This is a genomic window from Chitinophaga solisilvae, from assembly GCF_009928525.1.
In the GTDB taxonomy this organism is placed as follows: Bacteria; Bacteroidota; Bacteroidia; order Chitinophagales; family Chitinophagaceae; genus Chitinophaga; species Chitinophaga solisilvae.
Map to the genome: position 1 here is coordinate 599,362 of NZ_JAABOK010000004.1, position 18,322 is coordinate 617,683.

An 18,322-nucleotide genomic window follows, 5' to 3' on the forward strand; every position below is an offset into this window, starting at 1 on the left:
CTTACAGGATTATCTTTTTCAGGCTGCAGCCTCGCAATCGGTAATACCCCTGAAGCCGTCAACGCATGCAGCGAAAAAGGGACTGACTGCCCGCCTGCCGGTAACGGCTCCGGTGGCGGCCCCGCAGGGAACAGGGCGTCAGCGCAGGAAAGATATGCCGGCTACATTGCGGCATTACCTGGTACACGGTACCTGCGACATTAAATATACTGCCGTGCAGCCACGTACCACGCTGCGGCTCATCCTGCTGATTGACAGCAGCGCTTCTATGGCCGCCGGTCAGCAAATCAGGCTGGTGAAAGGCTGGGTAGGCAATATGCTGCAGCGTTACCGTCACCAGCATCCGCAGGTAAGCCTGGTAGCCTTGTCGCATGGCGCTGCCACCCTTGTATCGCCCTTCACCAGCCGGGAGGAAGAGATTACCGCCGCGCTTTCGATGCTGCGCACCGGCGGGAAAACCAATATGGCCGCAGGCTTTGAAACAGCGGCGCAACTGGTGAATGGCAGCAGGAACACCGCGTATTACCAGCTCTGCATCTTTACAGATGGCCGTATTAATGCGGGGTATACCGCGCAGCCAACAGAAGATGCGGTGGCTGTATTTAACAAACAACTGCATCATCTCCGTAAACAAACATATATCATCAACACAGAAACCGGTTATCCGCGTTTAGGCCTGGCCGTTAGTCTGTCTGACAGACTGGGCTGCAGCCTCCTGACACCGGAGCATTAAAACAAGTAATATGAAAGTATATACCAGAAAAGGAGATCAGGGTACTACCGCCCTCTTTGGGGGCAAAAGGGTATATAAAGATGATACCCGCGTAAACTGCTATGGTACCCTCGATGAGGTGAATTCCACTATCGGGCTGTTACGCGCCAAACTTGGCAGCGACCATCCCTGGCAGCCTAACCTGCACCGTATCCAGAAAGATATGATGGATATGATGTCGCACCTGGCACGGCCGTCTGACTGCAAAAAGGAAAACCCCAATCCTAAACCAACGGATGGCGCCGCCTTCTGCGAACAATGGATCGATGAGCTGGAAGCAGCCATCACCACCGCTTCCGACTATTTCCTGTTACCCGGTGGTAACGAAATTTCGGCCCTGTGCCACGTCGTGCGTACCCAGATGCGCCGGGGAGAACGGCTGCTGGTAACCCTGATGAAGGAAGACACCATCGAAGAATATATCCCCGCCTACATCAACCGGTTATCGGATCTCTTCTTCATCCTGGCCCGCGCCGAAATGGACAAGGCAGGAGTAGCCGAAGAAAAATGGCAGCTGTTTCTCTATAAGAGGAAAAAATCAGCGGAATAAAATTTTCGGATTTTGGAATTTTCGATTTTCAAATTTTCAAATGCAGGAAGCATCAACATTAAAGAAGTATCAACATTAAAAGAACTACAACAAAACACCACCCTCCGCTGCATTCCAAATCCGAAAATCAAAAAATCAAAAAATCCGTCAATCAAATAATTAAATAATTAAATAACCAAATAACAAAATGAAAAAGGTTCCTGTTACGATTATCACCGGTTTCCTGGGTTCCGGCAAAACAACCCTGATCAGTCATCTGCTGCGTAATAATCAGGGTAAGCGGCTGGCGGTGATTGTGAATGAGTTCGGCGCGATGGGTATTGACGGAGAGCTGATCCGTACCTGTTGCGAGAATGAAGAAGATATTGTGGAGCTGAATAACGGATGTCTGTGCTGCACGGTGCAGGAAGAGTTTCTGCCCACTATGCTGGAGCTGATGGAGCGAAAGGATAAAATAGATCACATCGTCATAGAAACTTCCGGGCTGGCATTACCTAAACCTTTGCTGCATGCATTTAACTGGCCTGATCTGAAACCACAGATTACAGTAGATGCCGTGGTCACCGTAGTAGATGCGGTAGGACAGGCTACCGGCGAGATCTGCAACCGGGAGCTGGTGCAGGCGCAACGCCTGGCGGATGACAGCCTGGATCATGAAACACCTATCGAAGAGCTGTTTGAAGATCAGCTGTCCTGCGCCGACCTGGTGGTGATGACCAAAGCGGATCTGCTGGATGCTGCTGGTTTTGAGCAGGTGAAGCAGATTATTACAAAGGAATTACGTACAGGCGTAAAGGTGATATCAGCCGCCAAAGGCGTGGTGGACCCGGGCGTATTGCTGGGCATAGGTGCAGCAGCGGAAAATGATCTGGACAACCGTCATTCTCATCACGAAGAAGATCATGCCAATGGTCACGATCACCATCATCATGATGAAGATATACAGTCATTCGTGGTTGATATAACGGTACCGCATACACCGGAATCGCTGGTAGCGAAATGTATTGCTCTGGTAAAGACGCATGAAATTTACCGCATCAAAGGATTTATTGACGTGCCCGGAAAGCCGATGCGCATGGTGCTGCAGGGTGTTTCCCAACGTTTTGAACATTATTTTGACCGTACCTGGAAGCAGGGAGAAGAACGTAAAACTTCCCTGGTGATCATCGGTCATGAACTGGATGAAGCAGCCATTACACTGGCGTTAAATGCCGCTGTTTCTGATAATTAAAATATTACAGCTTTTCGCATGCACCTGATTGCAACTATTCCCGGTGGCTGGAACCCGAATAATGACGGGGTTTTTATGGTAGAGCAGCAACCCGGCGACCTGGTATTTTTATCTGCCGCAGATACAGAGATTCATGCGTTGAATGCAGCTTATCATGCGTTGCAGGAGCAGAGCAGCACGCTGCCCTCCTTGCGCATGGCCAATCTCGTATTCCTGAAACAGGAGCTGTCTATCGATCACTATGTGGAAAATGTGATCAGGCATGCGAAGCTGGTGGTATGCCGCATGCTGGGCGGTAAAAGTTATTATAACTACCTGGTGGAGACGCTGCGTGACTACTGCAGTCAGTGGCAGATTCCCGTTTTGTTCCTGCCCGGCTACGATGCGCCGGACCTGGAACTGATGGAGCTGTCTTCCGCAGACATAACAGTAACGGATACAGTTTGGAAATATTTTTCTGCGGGGGGGCCGCAGAACCTGCAGCATTGCCTGCAATACCTCTGGCATCGTTTCTTCGGCATGCCTGCGGTCTTTCAGCCGCCAGCCTTTCTGCCGGAGATGTTCATCGCTTTCCCGGGAGAGCAGCTGCAGAGCAGGGACATGTTTGCGCAACAGGTAACAACTGCCCGGCCGCTGGCGCCAGTCATTATTTACCGCACGCATTACGTATCCGGTAATACAGAGCCGGTGGCACAACTGTGTGAAGAGCTGCGCCGGCACGGGCTGCAACCGATGCCGGTGTATGTGTCCAACCTGCGCGACAACTCACTGCTGGAAGAACTGTACCGTTTCATCACTGCTGCCGGACAACCACCTGCGGTCATCATCAATACGACCAGCTTCTCCATGCGTAGTCTGAGTGATGACGGCGAAGAACCGGATTTCATCTTTTCACGTTTAGGCGTGCCTGTTATACAGGCCATTTTTGCCTCCTGTACGCAGGAGCAATGGGAGAGCGGGCTTTTCGGTCTGCCACCCACCGATGTGGCCATTAATATTGCCCTGCCTGAAATGGATGGCCGTATCATTGGTACTGCCGTATCCTTTAAAGCAGATGGCGGCCGCGATCCGCTGACAGACTCCACTATCGTGGCATATAAGGCTTATGAACCCGGTTGCCGCAGAGTGGTACAGATGGCTGCCGCCTGGGTACGGCTGCAGCAGAAAGCCTGTCATGAAAAAAGAATTGCGCTCATCATGCCCAACTACCCTAATAAAGACAGCCGTCTGGCTAACGGGGTAGGGCTGGATACGCCTGCGAGTGTGGTAGGAATACTGAAAGCGCTGCAGGAAGCCGGGTATATAACGGGAACGTATATACCGGAAAGCAGTGCCGCACTGATGGAGATGCTCACCCATTATATCACCAACGACAGCCATACTTTATACACCCGCCCGTACCAGGTTTTTCTGGAGGAAGATATCTTCAGCAACTGGTATGAAGAATTATCGCCGGACATCAGAAGCAGGACAGAGGCGCAATGGGGGCGGCCGCAGGAAGCATCCTGTTACCACGACGGCCGCTTCGCCCTGCCGGGATGCATGCTGGGCAATATCTTCGTGAGTATACAGCCGGCACGTGGCTACAACAGCGATCCGAAAAGTATCTACCACAGTCCGGACCTGCCACCTACCTTTGATTACCTGGCTTTTTACTGCTGGCTCCATCATCACTTCCGCGCAGATGCCGTTGTACATACCGGCAAGCATGGCAACCTGGAATGGTTGCCGGGGAAAAGTGTAGCACTCAATCCTGACAGCTGTTTCCCTGCCGTCTTATTTCCCTTTCTGCCGCATTTCTATCCTTTCATCATCAATGATCCCGGAGAAGGAACTCAGGCCAAGCGACGTAATCATGCCGTCATCATTGACCACCTGGTACCGCCGATGGCCAGGGCAGAAAACCATGGCGCGCTGGCGAAACTGGAACAGCTGGTGGATGAATACTATGAGGCCGCCAGTCTGGATGCCCGTCGTGCGGCATTGATACGCACTGATATCCGTAAGCTCGTGAAAGAAGAACACCTGCTCACGGACCTGCAGACAGACGGAAAGGATATAGATGAGCTGCTGCTCAAACTGGATGCTTATCTCTGCGAACTGAAAGAAGCCCAGATACGCGATGGCCTGCATATATTCGGACAGGCGCCTACTGGCGAACAACTGCATAGCTTGCTGGTAGCGCTGAACCGGCTGCCCGGCAACGGACTGCCGGGAATCACCCAGGCGCTGGCAACCGATATGCAGTTACCCCTGGACCCGCTGAATTGCGATTATGCCTTGCCGTTAGATACCGTTGTGGGACAAGCACACTGCCGTACATATGGCGACGCAGTAGAAGCGCTGGAACTGCAGGCACTGTCGTTGGTATCAGCGCTGTTGCAGGGAGAGCAGCCATTCACCGGACCGCTTACCCGTAGTGTATTACAGCGGATACAAACGAGTACGCTGCCCCGGGTGCTGGCCACTACAGAAGAAATCGCCAACCTGGTAAAGGGACTGGCTGGCGGCTATGTGCCCGCCGGCGCCTCCGGTGCACCAACACGAGGCCGGGTGAACATATTACCTACCGGCCGCAACTTCTACTCTGTGGATGTACGCAGTATCCCTACTGAAACAGCCTGGCGTCTTGGCTGGAAAAGTGCACAGCTGCTGATAGACCGCTACCTGCAGGAACATGGGGAGTACCCGCGTCGTATAGGCTTGTCCGTATGGGGCACTGCTACGATGCGTACCGGTGGCGACGACCTGGCGCAGGCACTGGCACTCATGGGCGTACGTCCGGTATGGCAGGCACAGAGTGGCCGTGTGACCGACTTTGAGGTGATTTCGCTCATCGAGCTAAGGCGGCCGCGTATTGATGTTACCCTCCGTATCTCCGGATTTTTCCGGGATGCTTTTCCTGATATGATCTCCCTCTTCAATGCAGTAGTAGCACGCCTGGTAACGCTGGAAGAATCTCCGGAAGATAACCCTGTCCGCGGGCAATACCTGCAGGAGAAGGCAGGTTGGGAGCAGAAGGGACTGCCTCCGGAAAAGGCTGCCGAATGGGCGTCCTACAGGGTGTTCGGTTCAAAGCCGGGTGCCTATGGCGCAGGATTGCAGGCATTGATTGACGAGAAAAACTGGACCACACGGGAAGACCTCGCGCTGGTATATATGAACTGGAGCGCCTACGCATATAATGGACGGCAGCAGGGCGTATCAGCTTACGATGCTTTTAAGCAGCGCCTTTCTCACATACAGGTAGTAATGCATAACCAGGATAACCGGGAACATGATATCCTCGATTCCGATGATTACTACCAGTTCCACGGTGGTATGGCCAATGCAGTAGAGCAGGTGACAGGTACGCAGCCTGTCATGTATTTCGGCGACCATTCCCGTCCGGAATACCCCCGCGTTAAATCGTTAAAGGAAGAACTGCTGAAGGTATACCGCTCCCGTGTCATCAATGAAAAGTGGATGGCAGGTATGCGCCGCCACGGCTACAAGGGGGCCTTTGAAATGGCTGCTACCATGGATTATCTGTTTGCCTACAGCGCTACCACCGGTCTGGTAGACGATTTCATGTATGAAGGCATTACTCAGGCTTACCTGCTGGATGATGACAACCGCCGTTTCCTGGAAGAGGTGAATCCGCATGCCCTGCAGGATATGACAGCCCGTATGCTGGAAGCTATGCAACGCGGGCTCTGGAAAGAACCCGATGCAGATACGAAGGAACAACTCACGCAGCTGTTGCTGGAACAGGAATAAAAGAGTGGACTGGCGGCACACTGTTATGGTGCAGCTTTTTCATCTTCTCATCATCACCGGAAGTATTTGTTTAATACCCGGAATATCAGCTTTAATTTGTTTTTATAAACAGTTTCATGTGGCTGAAACGCTTTGCTGGTAGTTGTTTTGAGCGAATTTGAATCAGGGTGATCGGATTTGTGTAGATTTTTGGACGTGATCATTTTCACAGTTACTTTCGCAGCTCACTAAATTTAATTTTTATGAATGATGTAAGTAAAATTTTAAACAAGTTAGATGGTTTTGGAGATCAGTTGGTATCAATGAAGAAAACCTTTGAACAGAAATTCGATCAGATAGATACGAAATTTGGAGAGGTGAATGCAAGGTTTGAGTACATGGACAGGAAATTCGAAAAGCGCTTTAATGATATGGATTTAAGGTTTAATGAAATGGATTTAAGGTTTAAAGGTATGGATGTAAGATTTAATGAAATGGATGTAAGGTTTAACGATATGGATGTAAGGTTTAACGATATGGATGTAAGATTCGATGGCATCGATAAGAGGCTGGGCATAGTAGAATTCAAGCTTGACGGTGTAGCCAGCCAGTTTCGTGGCGTGGGAGAACAATTTGCAAAAGTGGAGAAGGAGCTTTGCCGGATCAGGGAAATGGGATTAAATCCGCTATAGGCACTCAACGCCTTAAAACCCCAAACCATGCCGGAACAGGCTAACCCCGTCAGTTCATTTTAAATCCTGCATTGTAACCCCGTAAATAAGCTGAATCAATCGGGCCCTGCGGGCTCTCCGCAGGGTTCTTTTGTTCATCAAATCAAATTTGGAAAATCCGCCGAAAATCTTATATTGTAAAGCTGTTATGCCAACTGCAGCTTTTACCATCGATTATTGAATATCTAAATCTGTTAACAACGTGTATCTGCTATTCCTGGGAATTTTTGCCCTCTGCCTATTTCTGGTATTCCTCCAGTACAGAAGCGCCAACCGTAAACGCGCCGCCATGCTGATGCCGGTAAGATCTGCCAGCATCCTGAAATTTAACAGTTATACTTCCTTTGGTATTATGGCAACCATCAAATTCAAAGATGAAGTATCCCCTAAAGTCGGAGAAAGAGTACAGCAGGCCGGTGACCTGTATAAAATCACCGGAGTGGTGGAAACACCTGTAATCATGCAGCCCCAGGGCGTATGGGACTGTAAACTGGAAAAACTCTGAACCGGTTGCCGTCCGTTACCGGAAGAGCATGACTTTTCCTGCAACCGGAGCCGGTTGCAGTGTACTTCGTTTATCCTTTGCCGTGGAGGCAGCCTTGTCTTTTATTGAACAAACCTTACTTCAGCGCAGGAGCGTACAGCCAGTACTGTTACAACGGAAACGATTATACGAGCAGCCCGTGTGCGCTGATCTTCTCCATAATGTCTTCTTCCCGGTAGGGTTTCATAATGTAATCATTCAGGCCGCAACGCAGGTACTGGGCAATATCATCGTCCATAACATTGCCGGTGATGGCAATGATGGTGATATTGGCCTTCTTCGGGTCGGGCAGCTGCCTGATTTCATGGGTCAGCGCGATGCCATCCATGCCTGGCAGATCAATGTCTGTCAGAATCATGTCAAATGATTCGCGGGTAAACAAGCCAAGTGCTTCTTCGGCGGTGCCGGTGATCACATAGGATACCTGCAGGCGGTCGAGTAGCAGCGCCAGCAGTTTCTGATTAAGCACGCTGTCTTCCACTACCAGTAATCTCACGCCTGGGGGAGTGGGGGCTGTTGTTGCTTCGGGGGTAGGTGCATTGCTCACGGGTAACGTAATTTTAAGGGTGCCTGGCGTAGTGGTTACGGCCGGATACCTGATTTCAAAATTAAATATAGATCCTTTCCCTGGAACGCTCTTTACTTCTATATGTCCTTCGTGGAGATCAATGATTTTTTGGGCGATATGCAATCCCAGCCCGCTGCCTTTGGATATACCATTGCGCCCCTGGGTAAAGGCGTCGAACAATCTGGGCAGCTCGTCCGGCTGGATGCCGGCGCCGGTATCCTTTACCGCTATCTGTAAAACGGTACCTTCCCGCAGATGGGCTGTTACGGTGACTGCTCCCTTGGAAGTGTACTTGATGGCATTACCCACCAGGTTCATCAGTACCTGCTTCAGCCGGAAATTATCCCCATATACCTGCTGGGTAGTCGGAAAATATATATTCGTATGCAGCTGGAGGGATTTCATGTCTGCCTGTATCTGCAGGCTGTTACATACTTCCTCAATGGCGGTGCGGGGAGAAAACTTTTCTTTTTTAAGGGAAGGCTTGCCGCCTTCCATCTGCGTATAGTCCAGTACGTTATTGACGACAGATAACAGCATTTCGGCAGAATTACGTATAGCCGATGCCGTTTCTCCCGGCTTCTCCTTCTCCAGCTGGCTGGTATAGCCCAGCAGGGAGTGGATAGGCGTGCGTATCTCATGACTCATGGTAGATACAAACTCGCTTTTCTGACGGGCATACCTTTCCGCCTGTTGCTTGGCCCGCAACAGTGCCAGATCGTATTTGTACAACCGCATGATACCATATATAATGATGCCGGTCAGTAATAATAACAGCGGTATTTCCCAATAGCTATGCTTGTCAATACGGTAGAGCGAATTGCCGATATCCTTGCTGAGCATGTTCCTGCGGCGGTCAGTCTCTGCAATGAGGTCGCTTTTCAGTGAAGCCAGCAATTGCTGCAGGGTATTAAACAGCCGCTGGTTGGCCACCATGAGCGCGTACTCCTTGCGGTTCATGTTGGCATGACTCGAAGCTGCGTTGCGTACAAACTGCTGGTAGGCCCGCTGCATCTGTTTGACAGAGGCCGCATTGTAGGCATGGCCTTCCATACTGGTGTCAGCACCCCTTTTGATAACACGTACCTGCTGGTTGGTTTGCCGCACAGTCACCTTGTTGGAGATAGCATCTTTCAGCCTGCCGAACAGTTTCTTTTTCCCCGGGCTGGTAGCAGAAGTAGAGGTGATAATGGTATCTATCTGTTCGCGTACCGGAACTTTTATTTTACTGAGCTGCTGTACGATGACGGGCGTGGCGGTGGTATCCCAGCTCTGCGACAGTTGCAGCAGGGAATCCAGATATACTTTGGTGTGAAGGAATACCTGTGTTTTCTGTTCCTTGTCCTCCAGCAGCCCGTGAATACGCTTCTCTGCGGCAACCGCCCCGATAGCAGTGTCGAGGTGCGCACTGATGGCCTGTAACGAGGTTACATACGCGTGCAGGTAAGACGGATCGTAGGTCAGTGTATAAAAACGGAAATCATTATCAGCAGCATATAATAACTGAATGGATTCATCAATATGCCTGGCATCGACTTTGGTAGCCACCAGGTCTTTTACGCCCGCGCTCAGCTGTTCAGAAGCCCTCTTGCGTAAAACAATGATCATAAAAAAGGTAACCAGTACCACTACCATCAATATCAGGATGGCAAACCTTATAAAGCTCTTTCGTTCGTGGGTGTTATACATTATAGCATGGATTGGAAATGTCGGCATTAATTCTGGACAATAGGCTTAGACAGCTGTGAAAATAAAACAAATTCTTCTTTGATGCCAAGCTGTTTCTTATGGTAAAACCCATTATAGATATGTGTTTCCAAACAAATTGGATATATATGAAGGTTTAAAATGTATTATTGTTATTTTAAATTCTTTAGAGAAGTAAATGTTATTAAAACGTAATTCGTACATTGTAATACTGTAATAAAAATTATAATGAGATTCATCAGAAGAGGACTGCTGACGGTCACACTATGGGGCATATTGTTATCTGTTGCCGCGCAGACAGCAGCACCCGACCGCAACTATGTATTCCGGCAGGTAAATGATCAGATCCTCAACAGAAATTTTTATTTCCTGGTATTGCTGGATAAACTACCGGGCATTAATAGAATACTGGAGAAGGATACCATCATGCTGCGCCTGGGAAATGTGTACCGGTCGCGCTTCGCTGCCCCCGGAAACAGCCGCTCTGCTCATCAGCTGGTGGCCCCGTTTCTGATAGACAGCGAACATATTGCTGCCGCTGCCGGTAACTGGAAATCATTGCAGCAGCAGTACCCGGCTGCTTTAAAGGAACTGACAACGGAGATGCGCCGCTCCGGCCTTTTCCAGCGGTATGCCGGTGATGAGGATACGCAGTTGTTAAGTCATGCCTGGCAGGATGCGTTGGAAGGTATCAACTATATCCTCAACGCCTATACGACCAATAAAGGGCTCCGCTACCCGAAAATTGATTCCGCCATTTACGCGGTAAACGGGCCGGAATACGCCAGGGCAGTAGAAGGACTGGTAGCTAAACGCCGTGCCGGTAAGGAAAAAGGCCTGTTTTACCAGCGGGCGCTCCGGCTGGCATCCGACCTGCTCCGCCTGAACAACCATGATGAATGCGCGCGTTACGAACCAATGTCCGGGACTAACCATAATGCCTATACGCAGGTATCGCGTACGGACTGGGACAAATTCCGTTATTCAGCCATCCTTATTCCGGGGGCCGGACCAGGCAATAAGGAACCTATCAGCGATTTCGGAAAGAACCGCTGCCGCATCGGGGCGGAATATTTCAGGAAAGGAGGCGCGGCTTTTATCATTGTCTCCGGCGGACATGTACATCCCATCGGTACACCATATGCAGAAGCCACGGAAATGAAAAAATACCTGGTGAATGAATTAAAGATTCCCGCTGATGCAGTCATCATCGAACCTTACGCCAGGCATACCACTACCAATGTGCGCAACGCTGTACGGCTGGCCTGGTACAGCGGTATGCCAACAGATAAACCGATGCTCTGCGTATCTGATGCGCTGCAGCTCAGCTATATCAGCAGCCCCGTATTCATACAACGCTGCATGACTGAACTGGGGTATATGCCGGCAAAGGCTATCACGCAGGAAGACCTGTATTTCCTGTCTTTCAAACCGCAACTGATATCGCTGCACGCAGATGCCCGTGATCCGCTGGATCCGTGATGCTGCAATAAAAGGAATAGTTGTTCGTCCTCATCTAAAAAACAATATCATGGCTTTACATGTAATTCTGGGCGCCGGTGGCGTTATCGCCAATGAACTGACACGGGAACTGGTTAAAAACGGGCAGCAGGTACGCCTGGTGAGCCGCTCGCCCAGAGCCGCTGAAGGTGTTACAGACCTGGTGGCAGCAGATATCACCGATTATGCCCAGACCAGGAAGGCAGTAACCGGCGCGGCTGTAGTATATCTCTGCGCAGGTCTTAAATATGACAGGAAAATCTGGGGAGAGGCATGGCCCGCAATTATGGAAAACACCATCAACGCCTGCAAGGAAGCCAATGCCAGGCTGATCTTCTTCGATAACGTGTATTCATACGGGTTAGTAAACGGACCGATGACAGAAGACACGCCCTATAATCCCTGCAGCGTGAAGGGAGAAATCCGTGCGAAAATTGTTATGCGGCTGCAGGACGAGGTCCGGGCCGGCAATATTACTGCTACTGTCGCCAGAGCTGCAGATTTCTACGGGCCAGGCGCTGATAAAACCGGGTTCCTCAATATACTTATTATAGACAGGTTCAGGAAAAACAGCAGCGCGATGTGGTTTGGCAAGGACAATGTAACACATAGCTATACCTTTACCCCTGATGCCGGCGCAGGCTTGTACCGGTTATCGCAGGACGAATCTTCCTGGAACCAGGTATGGCACCTGCCTACCTTTAACCCTGCCCCTGATGGCAAAGGATATGTAGAAATGATTGCCCGGCAGATGCAGGTGAAACCAAAATATATGAAACTGGGCAGTGTCATGCTCACCCTCTCCGGCCTGTTCGATACCACCATCCGGGAAATTAAGGAAATGCTCTACCAGAACGATTATCCCTACATCTTCGATTCCTCAAAGTTTGAAAAACATTTCGGATACAAGCCCACTCCATATGAAGAAGGAGTGAAGCAGACACTGAAAAACTATTAGTCTACAAATTTTGTAGGAAATAAATTTGGCGGATTGAATTTCTGTATTATCTTTGCATCAGTTCTTTAAGTCACTTATCAAGAAAGGAGGAGGGAAATGGCCCGACGATACCTTAGCAACCTTCAGGCGCAAGCCTTGAAAGGTGCTGCATCCATCCTGGTGAATAACCGGGAAAGATAAGTCAGATTGTTAGTTTTATTTTACATTATTCAATATAATTAAAACTCATCTGGCTGCCAGATGAGTTTTTTTTTGCCCTGTCATTCAGGGTAATGGCTCATCTGCAGGCATTACGCGTCCTCATCTTCTTCCTGATAAGCATTTCTTTCAGCACCATGTTTAATCAAATTTCATCAAACTAAAAATCAAAAGAAGATGAGCACCATCACAGAACTGATTCATTCTATTCCCGTAGATCCGCAGACAGGCGCCATTGCCGTACCTATTTACCAGACATCTACTTTTGTACAGGAGGCGCCAGGCGTCAACAAGGGCTATGATTATGCGCGTTCCAACAATCCTACCCGTGCTGCGGTGGAAAAAATTATCGCGCAGCTCGAAGGAGGCGCGGCTGCATCAGCCTTCTCCAGCGGGCTGGCAGCCATCGATGCTGTGGTGAAGCTCCTTAAATCAGGCGATGAAATTGTAGCGGTAGATGATATTTATGGCGGTGCTTTCCGCCTCTTTCATAAAGTATATGAGAAATTCGGGATCAAGGTAACCTATGTCGATACTGCAGATACACAAGCGGTTTTTAACGCCGTTACGCCGGCTACCCGTCTCATCTGGCTGGAAACGCCCACCAATCCTACGTTGAAGATCTCTGATATTGAAGCCATCGGGAAGATAGCGAAAGCACATAATGCCTTGTTCTGCGTGGATAATACCTTCGCCTCCCCGGTGTTGCAGCAGCCGTTGCTACTGGGCGCAGATCTGGTGATTCACAGCGCTACCAAGTATCTCGGCGGCCACAGCGACCTCATTGCGGGTGTAGTCATTGCCAAAACACCGCAGCTGGGAGAAGAAATTAAATTCTATCAGAATGCCTGCGGTGCTATTCTGTCGCCGTTTGACAGCTTCCTGCTGATACGGGGCATTGAAACACTTCACCTGCGCATCAGGCAACACGGCGCGAATGCACAGGCCATCGCGGAATACCTGGAGCAGCATCCTGCGGTAGAAAAAGTGTACTATCCGGGATTGCCATCACATCCGAATCACGAGCTGGCAAAGCGCCAGAGCAAAGGATTTGGCGGTATTGTTTCCTTTACCCTGAAGGATGACAGCGCAGCGGCAGCTACTGCATTTGTAACCTCCACACATTATTTTAAACTGGCGGAAAGCCTGGGGGGTATAAAAAGTCTGCTGTGTCATCCCGCGGAGATGACGCATAAGTCTATCCCCGCGGAAAAGAGAAGAGCGGCAGGCGTAAGCGACAGCCTGATACGCTTGTCTGTAGGACTGGAAGAAACCGCAGACCTGCTGGCAGATCTTGAGCAGGCGTTTAAGAAACTGCCGCAGCCCGTTTCGGAAGAAAACGCGTTACCAGCATAGCAGCAACGTTGTCTCCCGTCGCATTGAGGATGGTGGCCAGCGGATCAACCAGTGTTCCGATGATCATCAGTGGCGGGAGGGCCTCCGGCGGAAATCCGTAGACGGACATGACCAGCATTTCGCCAATGTAGCCGCCATTGGGAATACCGCCTTCCACAATACTGGCAATCACGGTAACGCCCAGGGCCATCAGAATGATGTCTGCACTGTTGAAGCTCTTGCCAAACATGGCGAAAACCACTGCCATCTTTATGATAGAAGATATACTGGAACCATCCTTATGCAGGGTAGCGCCCAGTGGTACCACCACATTGCCGATATCGTCGGGAACCCCCATTTTCTTTACCGCCACCAGGTTGGCCGGAATGGTGGCAATGCTGCTGGCGCTGCTCACCGCAGTAATGGTCGGAACAATATTATGCCTCCAGAAGGTTTTGATACCGTTGAGGCCACCCGCTACAAAAGCGTAAAAACTAAAACCAACCAGAAAATAAATAGTACCGAATCCGTAGTAGATACCAAGGGAGTGCGCGTAGGTACCGAATAACTTCGGACCTACGGTGCCTACCTGGTAAGCAAAATAAGCGCCCAGACCAACAGGCGCCGCTTTCATAATCAGTGTCAGCACATCTTTCATGACTTCGTTGCCGGAATGCAGAAAACCGCGGAAGGCAGCGCCGCTCTCGCCGGTACGCATGGCGGCAAGTCCTGTCAGCACAGAGAAAATAATGAAGGGCAGCATGTTCTTCCTGGACAGTAATTCGTAAAACTCGTTTACTGTCAGCAACCGCGTAATTACTTCCCCCCAGTTGCCGGCAGCTTCCGGGTGTATGTCTTTTGACAGCTCTACGTGCTGATGTACCGGGAAGATCCAGACAGCCACAATGGTGAGGAAAGCCGCTATCAGTAATGTACTGAGAAATACCAGGCTCATAACTCCCATGACCTTGCCCAGCCGGTGCGAGGCATCGATGTGGGCGATGGCCGTAGCAATGGCGAAGAAAACCAGCGGTACCACCGCCGTCAGCAGCAGGTTCAGGAAGATGTCACCCACCGGTTTGATATACGTTACATTTTCACCCATGATCAACCCTGCGATGCTCCCTGCTATTATGCTACCCAGCAGCATAACGATACTGCCGTAATTTCTGATAAATCCCATAGAGATAGTAATTAAGTACAAGTTATAGCGGAATTCTCATTTCTGATCAGTATTTTTAGCCTTCCTTTATAAATGTGAACAATGAACAGGATCTCGCTGAAATCAATGGCGATAGGGGCCGTGCTGGTAGCCCTTACCGCGCTGTCTGCCTTTACGGCTACCGCCCAATACCGGCTGCGCTTCAATGGCGCCAGTAACTTCGTGGAGCTGAACGGCAAAGATATTCCGCCGCCCTACACGGTGGAATGCCTCGTCAGCCGAAACAAAATTACCACATATTCCACCCTGCTGACCGCCGGCGACTATGAAAGCGGCATCCGTCTGGAACAATATAACAACACCAACAAAATCGGGTTGACCCGCAAGGGAAAATTTGATGTGTTGTTTGATTATGAACTGCCGGTAGGTAAACTGACGCACCTCTGCCTGGTGGCGGACAGCGTAAGCACCGCCCTGTATATCGACGGGAAATTTATTCAACGGATAGACAAGAGCATTCCGCTGCCCTGCACCCAGATAGGTCTGGATGCCGACGGCTTCGGTACGCTCAACGCTACCGTGGATGAGCTTCGGATGTGGGACACGCAGCTGTCGCCCGAAACCATCGCCCGCCTTGCCTTTAAAGAGGTGACCGATAAGGATCCCGCCTATGCGCACCTGCTGCACTACTACAAATTTGATGAAGGGGAGAGCAACGTCGTGAAAGATCATAAAGGCGCTCTCAACGGTAAAATCTTCCTGGCCAGCTACGAAAAAGTATATCCGCTGGACCTCGCCATCACCAATGTAGTTGCACCGCTCAATGGTAAAACCGCTTTCTCCTCCAAAGAGCCGGTAAGCATCCGGGTAACCAACCTGGGCACACAGCCGGTGAATACCCCCGTGCAGATACAATATACGCTGGGCTACGGCGCTGCGATGAAAACGGTGACAGTACCTTTCAATCAGGAACCGCTGCCGCCGTACGCCATCCGCGACATTCTCCTGGAATCCGCTAATCTGTCAACCAAAGGCATCTGGCCGCTGGAAGTAAAAGCGATACTGAAAGGCGATGAAAATAATGCGAATAATCAATTGTCTACCCACCTGCTGCTGAAAAAGGTGCCGCTGACAAATATCACCGGTATAAAGCAGCAGCCGGGCCTCATTACGTTCACCCTGGGCAATGCATTTGCACAGCTGCATTGGGTTGCGGAAGACATCTGGCGGCTGCAGGTCAACGCTGACGGCAAGTTTGAAGATGCCATGAAAAATGGCATTGTAGTATGGAATGGAGATAAAAAAATTAACTATCAGCTGAAAAATAATAAGGATTACTATGAAGTCAGCACAGCTAAGGTAACCCTGCGTATCAACAAAGCACCTTTTCGTATAGCCATGTACGATAAATCCGGTAAGGCAGTGATGGAGGAAACGGCCCCGCTCAGCATGGGAGAGCAGGCAACGCAGACGCTCCGCCGCGGCGCGCAGGAGTACTTCTACGGCGGTGGTATGCAGAACGGTAACTTCTCACACCGCGACAGCATCGTGAACATCCGGAATAACTTCGGCAACTGGGGAACCAATACCACTTCCAACCCCGCACCGTTTTTTGTGAGCACTGCAGGCTACGGCATCTTCAGGAATACATTCAGCAAAGGCGCATACGATTTCCGTGATACCGTTGTGCTGGAACACGAAGGCTATGCACTGGATGCCTATTACTTTTACGGTCCAACCATCAAATCTGTACTGGAACAATATACCCATGTTACCGGGCGTCCGTTTATGGTACCGCGGTGGGGACTTGAATTCGGTGATGCAGACTGCTACAATAAAAAAGGTGTTACAGGAGATGTTATTCAGAAGATAGCCGCCGTATACCGTGAACAGCAGATGCCTGGAGGCTGGATATTACCGAATGACGGCTATGGCTGCGGTTACCAGGGGTTGGACACGGTGGTGCAGCGGTTGCACCAGCTGGGTTTCTACACAGGTCTGTGGACAGAAAACGGTGTGGAAAAGATCAAGGATGAAGTAGGGCGCCTCGGTACCCGCTGTATGAAGCTGGATGTGGCCTGGGTTGGCCCCGGCTATAAATGGGGCCTTGATGGCTGCCGCGCGGCATTCAATGGCATAGAGCAAAATGCGGATGCCCGTGGTTTTATATGGTGCGTAGCCGGCTGGGCAGGCACGCAGCGATATGCTACCGTATGGAGCGGCGACCAGAGCGGTAACTGGGAGTATATCCGCTTTCATATACCCACCGTTATCGGTAGCGGACTGTCAGGCTTCAACTATGCCACCGGCGATGTAGACGGTATTTTCAAAGGCAGCGCCAAAACCTATGTGCGTGATATGCAATGGAAGTGCTTTACGCCGGTATATATGGGTATCAGCGGCTGGGCTAAGGCCGGCAAGCAGCCCTGGGCCTACGGTGACCCCTATACGTCCGTCAACCGTAAGTATATGCAGCTGAAGATGCGCCTTACGCCATATATGTATTCCTACTGCCGCGAAGCCTATGAAACAGGTACGCCGGTTTGCCGCGCTATGGTGCTGGAATATCCGGAAGACAGCATCACCTGGGGAAAAGCTACGCAGTATCAGTTCCTGAGCGGCGAATACCTGCTGGTAGCCCCGGTATATAAAGATGAAGAAAAGCGTGACAGCATCTACCTCCCTGCAGGCAGATGGATGGATTATGAAGAGGGGGTAGCCTACGAAGGTGGCCGCTGGCTGAATAATTTCGCCGCCCCGCTGGACAAGCTCCCGCTGTTTGTAAAAGCAGGCGCCATCATCCCGAAATACCCGGCCATGCTCTATGATGCGCAGCGCCCGAAAGATACCCTCACCCTGGAAATTTACCCCGGGGCCGACGGCCGCTTCAAACTATATGAAGACGATGGCGCCACACTGGCCTACCGGAACAATAACGCCTTTGCCTATACGAACATCACTTCCCGTACCAGCGGTAACCAGGTGACTGTCAGCGTAGGGGCCGCTTCCGGAAAATACAGCGGCCAGCTGGAAAAGCGCCACCTGCAGCTGGAAATATTTACCGCTGTCAAACCACAATCCATCACCCTCAACGGGCAGCCATTAAAGGACTGGGTATGGAATCCATATCTGAAGAGAGGCTGTGTGGTGGTAAATGCAGGGTTGGTGAGTGTGAGGGAAGCGCAGGTTGTTGTTGTTAAATAATTACGAATTACGAATCATTGGTGTCCGGTAAAAATCCAGGCTTTGGTTAAAGCGTAAGATTATTGGGACACCAATGATAAAAAATCATTGTTTTCTCATTTCCAAGCCTCTATGTGTCAAAAAG

The 18,322-nt window shown here is 50.4% G+C and carries 12 protein-coding genes and 1 riboswitch; of the genes, 10 read left to right on the plus strand and 2 right to left on the minus strand.

Features of this window, described 5'->3' with window-relative positions:
- The first annotated feature begins 112 nt into the window (after positions 1–112).
- From GWG06_RS10815 to GWG06_RS10840, 6 genes are all read left to right on the plus strand, one after another.
- Positions 113–733 carry a vWA domain-containing protein gene (locus GWG06_RS10815; RefSeq protein WP_160713202.1) on the plus strand — a complete coding sequence of 207 codons (621 nt, stop codon included), beginning with the start codon at positions 113–115 and terminating at the stop codon, positions 731–733.
- Between the two features lie 10 nt (positions 734–743).
- Complete coding sequence (locus tag GWG06_RS10820; protein ID WP_160713204.1) at positions 744–1,322, plus strand: cob(I)yrinic acid a,c-diamide adenosyltransferase; 579 nt, start codon at positions 744–746, stop codon at positions 1,320–1,322.
- 187 nt (positions 1,323–1,509) lie between these two features.
- Positions 1,510–2,553, plus strand: a complete 1,044-nt coding sequence (gene cobW, locus GWG06_RS10825; RefSeq protein WP_160713206.1) for a cobalamin biosynthesis protein CobW — start codon at positions 1,510–1,512, stop codon at positions 2,551–2,553.
- An 18-nt stretch (positions 2,554–2,571) separates the two neighbouring features.
- Positions 2,572–6,312: a cobaltochelatase subunit CobN gene (cobN, locus tag GWG06_RS10830; RefSeq protein WP_160713208.1), complete on the plus strand. Its 3,741-nt coding sequence runs from the start codon at positions 2,572–2,574 to the stop codon at positions 6,310–6,312.
- A 242-nt stretch (positions 6,313–6,554) separates the two neighbouring features.
- The gene (locus GWG06_RS10835; RefSeq protein ID WP_160713210.1) at positions 6,555–6,983 is read left to right on the plus strand and encodes a hypothetical protein; all 429 of its coding nucleotides are present in this window, start codon (positions 6,555–6,557) and stop codon (positions 6,981–6,983) included.
- A 241-nt stretch (positions 6,984–7,224) separates the two neighbouring features.
- A complete protein-coding gene (locus tag GWG06_RS10840; protein WP_127038388.1) occupies positions 7,225–7,527 on the plus strand; it encodes a hypothetical protein in 303 nt (100 codons plus the stop codon).
- Positions 7,528–7,690: 163 nt separating this feature from the next.
- On the opposite strand, the gene GWG06_RS10845 is transcribed toward GWG06_RS10840, so the two are convergent.
- Positions 7,691–9,823, minus strand: a complete 2,133-nt coding sequence (locus tag GWG06_RS10845; protein WP_160713212.1) for an ATP-binding protein — start codon at positions 9,821–9,823, stop codon at positions 7,691–7,693.
- A 246-nt stretch (positions 9,824–10,069) separates the two neighbouring features.
- Here GWG06_RS10845 and GWG06_RS10850 point away from each other — a divergent pair, with 246 nt between their 5' ends.
- From GWG06_RS10850 to GWG06_RS10860, 3 genes are all read left to right on the plus strand, one after another.
- Complete coding sequence (locus tag GWG06_RS10850; RefSeq protein WP_160713214.1) at positions 10,070–11,323, plus strand: YdcF family protein; 1,254 nt, start codon at positions 10,070–10,072, stop codon at positions 11,321–11,323.
- Between the two features lie 49 nt (positions 11,324–11,372).
- Entirely contained in the window at positions 11,373–12,299 is a 927-nt protein-coding gene (locus GWG06_RS10855) for an NAD-dependent epimerase/dehydratase family protein (protein ID WP_160713216.1), read from the plus strand.
- Positions 12,300–12,370: 71 nt separating this feature from the next.
- Positions 12,371–12,482: riboswitch (SAM riboswitch) on the plus strand.
- A gap of 192 nt (positions 12,483–12,674) precedes the next feature.
- Positions 12,675–13,853: a trans-sulfuration enzyme family protein gene (locus GWG06_RS10860; RefSeq protein ID WP_160713218.1), complete on the plus strand. Its 1,179-nt coding sequence runs from the start codon at positions 12,675–12,677 to the stop codon at positions 13,851–13,853.
- Here the strand turns inward: GWG06_RS10860 and GWG06_RS10865 are convergent.
- Positions 13,804–15,015, minus strand: a complete 1,212-nt coding sequence (locus GWG06_RS10865; protein ID WP_160713220.1) for a dicarboxylate/amino acid:cation symporter — start codon at positions 15,013–15,015, stop codon at positions 13,804–13,806. The genes GWG06_RS10860 and GWG06_RS10865 overlap by 50 nt on opposite strands.
- An 81-nt stretch (positions 15,016–15,096) precedes the next feature.
- On the opposite strand from GWG06_RS10865, the gene GWG06_RS10870 reads away from it, so the two are divergent.
- Positions 15,097–18,198, plus strand: a complete 3,102-nt coding sequence (locus tag GWG06_RS10870) for a TIM-barrel domain-containing protein (protein WP_160713222.1) — start codon at positions 15,097–15,099, stop codon at positions 18,196–18,198.
- Positions 18,199–18,322 lie beyond the last annotated feature (124 nt).

Bases quoted from the DNA above. Each gene is read 5' to 3' on its own strand.
- GWG06_RS10835 (WP_160713210.1), top strand. From the start codon at position 6,555: ATGAATGATGTAAGTAAAATTTTAAACAAGTTAGATGGTTTTGGAGAT.
- cobN (WP_160713208.1), top strand. From the start codon at position 2,572: ATGCACCTGATTGCAACTATTCCCGGTGGCTGGAACCCGAATAATGAC.
- GWG06_RS10870 (WP_160713222.1), top strand. From the start codon at position 15,097: ATGAACAGGATCTCGCTGAAATCAATGGCGATAGGGGCCGTGCTGGTA.
- GWG06_RS10820 (WP_160713204.1), top strand. From the start codon at position 744: ATGAAAGTATATACCAGAAAAGGAGATCAGGGTACTACCGCCCTCTTT.
- GWG06_RS10850 (WP_160713214.1), top strand. From the start codon at position 10,070: ATGAGATTCATCAGAAGAGGACTGCTGACGGTCACACTATGGGGCATA.
- GWG06_RS10865 (WP_160713220.1), bottom strand. From the start codon at position 15,015: ATGGGATTTATCAGAAATTACGGCAGTATCGTTATGCTGCTGGGTAGC.
- GWG06_RS10845 (WP_160713212.1), bottom strand. From the start codon at position 9,823: ATGTATAACACCCACGAACGAAAGAGCTTTATAAGGTTTGCCATCCTG.
- GWG06_RS10855 (WP_160713216.1), top strand. From the start codon at position 11,373: ATGGCTTTACATGTAATTCTGGGCGCCGGTGGCGTTATCGCCAATGAA.
- cobW (WP_160713206.1), top strand. From the start codon at position 1,510: ATGAAAAAGGTTCCTGTTACGATTATCACCGGTTTCCTGGGTTCCGGC.
- GWG06_RS10860 (WP_160713218.1), top strand. From the start codon at position 12,675: ATGAGCACCATCACAGAACTGATTCATTCTATTCCCGTAGATCCGCAG.